Source organism: Caballeronia sp. M23-90, from assembly GCF_053574605.1.
The window spans coordinates 1-5,693 of record NZ_JBSIPA010000420.1 but is presented as its reverse complement, the minus strand read 5'-3'; the positions used below and the strand labels follow the sequence as shown (position 1 = coordinate 5,693).

The following is a 5,693-nucleotide window of genomic DNA, read 5'->3' as shown; positions in this document are numbered from 1 at the left end:
TCCTTGCCGTCTTTCGATGCTCCCTTCGACGCCCACAGCGCCCCGTCCAGAGGCACGCGAGGCGTGCTGACCAGATGTACGGGAGCGTTCATGTCGTCGGATTCGTCGCCAGTGCTACAGAGCTGATACCGGCCGCGCGCACCAGGTCCATCACGTGGATGATGTTCTTGTAGCTCGTGCCTTCGTCGCCGGAGATGGCGACATCGACTTTCTTCGAATCGCTCACGAGGCCCTTCAGGCGCGTGGTGAGTTCGTCGGGCGTGATGGGCTTCGCGTCCAGGTAAAGCTCGTCGGTCTTCGTCACGCCGATCGATACCTTGATGGTCTGCTGCAACGCTTCGGCGGTACTGGATTGCGGCAGGTCCAGCTTGATGCCCGCACCCTGGATCATCTTGAGCGTGGCGAGCATGAAGAAGACCAGCAGGAACATCATGATGTCGATCATCGGGATGATCTCGATGCGTGCCTTCTCTTCCGCGCCCAGATAATGACTGCGGTGATTTCTACTCATCTCAAACCTCTTCTGTTTCCAAACGACATTGATGCATGCGGCAAACGGCTCGAGAGCCCTCTATGCAGCAACTCATGCGGCAATTTCAGGGCGCACGTCAGCGCTGCGGCGAACCGGCGCGGAGAAACGCGAGACCAGCAGCGACTTGATCAGGTCGAACTGATTGACCGTCATGCGGATGCGTTTGTTGAAGTAGTTGAGAAAGATCACGCAGATGATGGCAATGACAAGACCGCAGGCCGTGGCCGTCAGCGCATGGCCGATACCGCCCGTCACACCATTGGGATTTGCCGTGCCGCTTGCGCCCAGCACATTGAACGACTCCACCATGCCGATGATCGTGCCGAGCAGCCCGAGCAACGGTCCGAGCGTGACGGCGGTATCGAGCACCCACAGGTTACGGTCCAGACGCGGCATCTGAAACATGATCGCCTCTTCCACTTCGCGCTCGACGACTGCCTCGTCGCGGCCGCTGACCTTCATGGCCGTCTTCACGAGTTCGGCCTGCACGGTCGAGTCGTAATGCTTGACGAGCTTTGCGGCGTCTTCCGGATGATTGGCCTTCAGAAGTTTCAGATCGTGTTCGATAGTCTTGCCTGCGCGCACTGCTCTAGCGAAGAACACCAGACGCTCGATGATCACGGCCATGCCCAGCAGGAAGATGACGCCGAGAAGGGGAATGAGGCCCATCGACTGGACCGAATAATTAATGAGGGTATTCAGCACTGCGGACTCCGGTTAGGACAAAAGATGCTAATCATTTTGTGGATGACGGTATTTCTTAAAGCGGGCGGCTTCGTTTTCGACGCCACCCGCAAAAGCGCGACTCTCTAAGCAACGGCTATGCCAAGCGATAACCCGCTTTTGATCTGCTGCTCGTGCACCCTCATGCGGCGCCTTGATCTTATGGCGAATTTCCCGAATTAGAGAGGTGCGTCTTTTGTCACGCAGATTTCTGTTCGGTACCGCCAGGTCAATCTTGATCCTTCGGAATACGCTTAAAGCCTGCCATCAAGCTGACTTAACCCAATAAACCCTTTATTTGTGCACCGAATGATTACACTGGTGCTAATGAAAGCATTTTGTAATATAGATGCACGGGTCATCTTTTGGATTATCGATGATTCTACATACTCCCAAACCCTAGGCTGCCCCGTGCAGCTCAATCCCGCCATGGCAAAGAGTTTGCGCAGGGGTATTACATAAACGCATTGATTATGTTTATACTGTGCACACACGCCGTGATAACCCCTCACAATGGCTTTCAATCCGTAATGCACAGTGTGATGCAATCTGTTCCCTTTCAAGGTGCAGCGATTGCACCACATTAATTAGACTAACTCCTCTAACTCACCTTACAAACAACAGCGCGCCAAAATAAAGAGTGTTATTGCGATCTGAAAAAGCCGTTTTACTTTAATCGCTAAACAGCAATTTGCAATAAAAAATAAAACGCATTCATTTCAAATTCTTACTGCAGAAATAAATGGCCGTATCCGGCTCTTCCGTTTAATCCCTTTCTCAAATTGGCATAACTCGTGCTCTTGGTGCAGCCGCTTATCAACGGCGCCTTTCAACACGATTGAGATTGCGCCTTGACTGACGATGTTCAAACGACGCAACCAGCGTTTAGCGCGCCCCGCAATAAAAAGCGTCGACAAACATCGCATGACCGGTCTGTGCAACTCGCACGAGCCGGCCGGTTGGTTCGATCAAATATGCTCACTGACAAGAGGGAGAGCACGTGAAACAGAAGAGATTGGTAACGGCGATCAAGGGCATCATTGGCGCCGAACTCGTGCTGAGCGCCGCATTCATTCCGATGGCGCACGCACAGACCGTCGACCAGAGCGGCACAGGCGGCGCGTCGGGTACGACTTCCACAACGGCCACGACACCCGCTGCAGCGACGTCCGCGGCTCCGACCAAGCTTGAAAAAGTGGAAGTCACGGGCTCGCTGATCCGTACGTCGGACAAGGTAGGCAACACGGAAGTCCAGACTGTGACAGCCAAGGAGATCGAACAAAGCGGCTACACCACCGTTGCCGATTTCTTGCGCGGCGTGTCGGCAAACTCGGCCAGCAGCTGGTCGCAATCGACGATGAACAGCACCGCTCCAGGCGGCGCCGGCATTGCATTGCGTGGCCTGTCCGAGAAATACACGCTGGTGCTGGTCGACGGCCAGCGCGTCGCCAACTACGCGCAAGCGGTGAACTTCACCGACACATTCTTCGACATCAACACGATCCCGCTGAACACCATCGACCGGATCGAAATCGTGAAGACGGGTGCGGTATCGCAGTACGGTTCGGACGCCATTGCGGGCGTGGTCAACATCATCACGAAGAAGAATTTCCAGGGCTTCCAGATCGACAGCCAGCTCGGCAAGGCGCAACATCCGGGCGATGCACAAGGCAGCTTCAGCGTGCTCGGCGGCTTCGGCAATCTTGCTACGGACCGCTTCAACGTCACGGGTTCGGCGAGCTGGTTTCGCGATTCGGGCTCGACCCTCGCTGACCGCGACATGACCAGCAGCCAGGACTTCACGCGCTTCGGCGGCAACAACCTGCCCGCCGGCAACAACCAGCAGAGCTTCTGGACCCAGCCGGACGGCACCAACGTCCCGCTCAACCCCTGTCCGCCGAACACGACGACCGGCCGGACCGCCGGCAGCACGTGTACCTACAACACGGCGCATGACTACTCGCTGGTTCCGTCGACCACCCGCCTGAATGCCAAGGTGCGCGGCACGTTCCAGATCAACGACGACATGCAGGCGTACGCCGAGTTCTGGGGCAGCCGCGACGAGACCGTGCAGTACGGCGGCCTGCAGTCGGCGAGCAGCTTGTCGAACGTGTACAACCCGCAGAGCAATAGCATCTCGCCGCTCAACCGCACGGTGCCGGGCGGCAATCCGTTCAACCCGTTCGGCGTCGATACCCCGATCAACTACACCTTCCCGACCGCGGGCGTGGGCGTGGATACGGTCTCGACGTTCTGGAAGGCGTCGACCGGGATCAAGGGATCGTTCACCACGCCGAAGCTGGGCGACTGGGACTGGTCAGTCGACGCAGGCCATTCGCAAAGCACGGTGGACAGCCACTTCTACAACTCGCTGGATGTGGCGGGCTGGCAGAACGTGCTGCAAAACGGCGGGTACAACTTCCTGAACCCGGGTTCGACGCCGAACGGTCTGGACGGCGTGTTCCATGACGACTACCAGCAGGCAATCACGAAGCTCGATACGGTCAGCGCGAAGACCTCGACATCGAACCTGTTCACGCTGCCCACAGGCAACGTTGGCCTGGGTCTCGGTACCGAGTTCCGTCACGAAAGCTCGATCATCAACCCGCGCACGTATTCGTCGCTGGGTATCGTCTCCCCGGCACAGATCCAGACGGTGGACGGTTCGCGCAACGTGGCGGCCGTGTTCTACCAGGTCGAGATCCCGATCATCCGCGCATTGACGTTCACGCAGTCGGGCCGCTATGACCACTACAGCGACTTCGGCGGCGCGTTCTCACCGAGCTTCGCATTGCGCTATCAGCCTGTGCAGGCATTCACGACCTTCGCGTCGTTCAGCCGCGGATTCCGTGCACCGACGCTGGTCGAAAACTCGCAGGCTTCATACACGGGTCACCAGAACCTGACCGACCCGTACGATCCGCGTGGCCCGACCAAAGCCTTCACGACCGAGTTCACGAACGGCAACCCGAACCTTCAGCCTGAGCACACGAAGAACTACAACATCGGCTTCCAGTTGTCGCCGGATGCTACGTCGGATATCGGCGCAGGCTTCTACAAGGTCCGCATTGACGGTGTGATCGGCACGGAAGATCCGGTCGCGGAACTTGCAGCCAACGATCCGAGCCAGGTGATTCGCAACCCGGACGGCACGCTGCGCTACATCACGTCGCAGTTCATCAACCTGGGCTCGCTCGATACCGATGGCTTCGACTTCAACTGGCGCAAGACGGTCGGCACGCCGGTCGGTTCGTTCACGCTGTCCGGTGACTGGGCCTACGTGTGGCACTTCAAGCTCCACAGCCCGGGCGCTGCAACGGCAGATTTTGCCGGCAACAACCTGGCGCTGAACCAGCCGTTCGGTGCATCGAATCCGCGCTGGAAGGGCAACACGGACCTGACCTGGGATTACCACAAGTTCACGACCACGCTCACCTGGCAATACACGGGTCCGTACACGAACGCGATTGCGGATATCAACGGGGACACGCCGTTGTCGGTGGCGTCGTATAGCCAGTTCAACCTGTTCACGAGCTATCGCGGCTTCAAGAACTGGACGATCTATGCGGGCATCAACAACCTGTTCGACAAAAAGCCGCCGTTCGACGCCGAATGGACCTCGGGTGCAGACCTGACCGGCTACGACCAGTCGCTGTACACCGACGTGGGCCGCTTCTTCCAGATCGGGGCGACGTACCGGTTCAAGTAAGTTGCTTGAGTGTTTCTTCGGCGTCATTGCCGGATCTGTCCGGGGCACGGAAGTTTTTCGTGTCCCGGACAGTGCGTTTACGGGTACTGGTTTTCATCGCCGCCAGCCCAGACCATTCGGATGCCGAAGTAGTCGCCGTTATCCGCCACGTGAGCGTCACTATCGGCCAGGTTATGTGCGCAAGCCCACACAGCCGTTGATGCCGCCCCATGAAAGTGTCGCCGATGCGCATCAATGCGGCCTACAAAACATACCGAGGTACTAACTTCTGAACTAATTGCACTATTCTTATATGAACAATCCGGCTCGCCTGATCGCTATCGAGCCGGCATAGACACCTGCCCAGAGGGCTTCGGCATGAGCCTGTTATCTTTTCGCGCGCCAGTCCTGTATGCGGCCTGCCATCATTGCGGCAATGCGCTGACCCACGGCGAACCTGAATGCCCGCATTGCGGCACGAACCAGTCACGCGCACTGCGTACAGTGGGTGCGCCCAATTCGGTCGACTACGGCAACAACGTCGTGCTGATGCCCGGCCGCATGCTCGTTCCCTACCCGAGCGTCCCCGACGAACTCGATACCGCGATGAACATCGCGCGTGAAAGAAAACGCGTGTTGAAGCGCGTCGCGTTCTATCTGGCAAGCGCCGGAATGCTTGCGATGGCGCAGGGGCTGGCCTATGCACCGGCGCTGAGATCGCCCGTTGTGCAACGGCTGGCGGCGTTGCCA

At 58.0% G+C, this 5,693-nt stretch carries 4 protein-coding genes; 2 read left to right on the top strand and 2 right to left on the bottom strand.

The features are described 5' to 3' along the window. Positions 1–88: 88 nt before the first annotated feature. Positions 89–511 carry an ExbD/TolR family protein gene (locus tag ACRXB1_RS28770; RefSeq protein WP_062002821.1) on the bottom strand — a complete coding sequence of 141 codons (423 nt, stop codon included), beginning with the start codon at positions 509–511 and terminating at the stop codon, positions 89–91. A 72-nt stretch (positions 512–583) separates the two neighbouring features. Then, complete coding sequence (locus ACRXB1_RS28765; RefSeq protein ID WP_062002820.1) at positions 584–1,237, bottom strand: MotA/TolQ/ExbB proton channel family protein; 654 nt, start codon at positions 1,235–1,237, stop codon at positions 584–586. Positions 1,238–2,255: 1,018 nt separating this feature from the next. Here ACRXB1_RS28765 and ACRXB1_RS28760 point away from each other — a divergent pair. Both ACRXB1_RS28760 and ACRXB1_RS28755 read left to right on the top strand, forming a co-directional pair. Further along, the gene (locus ACRXB1_RS28760; RefSeq protein ID WP_062172527.1) at positions 2,256–4,964 is read left to right on the top strand and encodes a TonB-dependent receptor plug domain-containing protein; all 2,709 of its coding nucleotides are present in this window, start codon (positions 2,256–2,258) and stop codon (positions 4,962–4,964) included. Between the two features lie 357 nt (positions 4,965–5,321). Next, on the top strand, positions 5,322–5,693 hold a 372-nt coding region (locus ACRXB1_RS28755; RefSeq protein ID WP_449493960.1), incomplete at its 3' end, for a zinc ribbon domain-containing protein.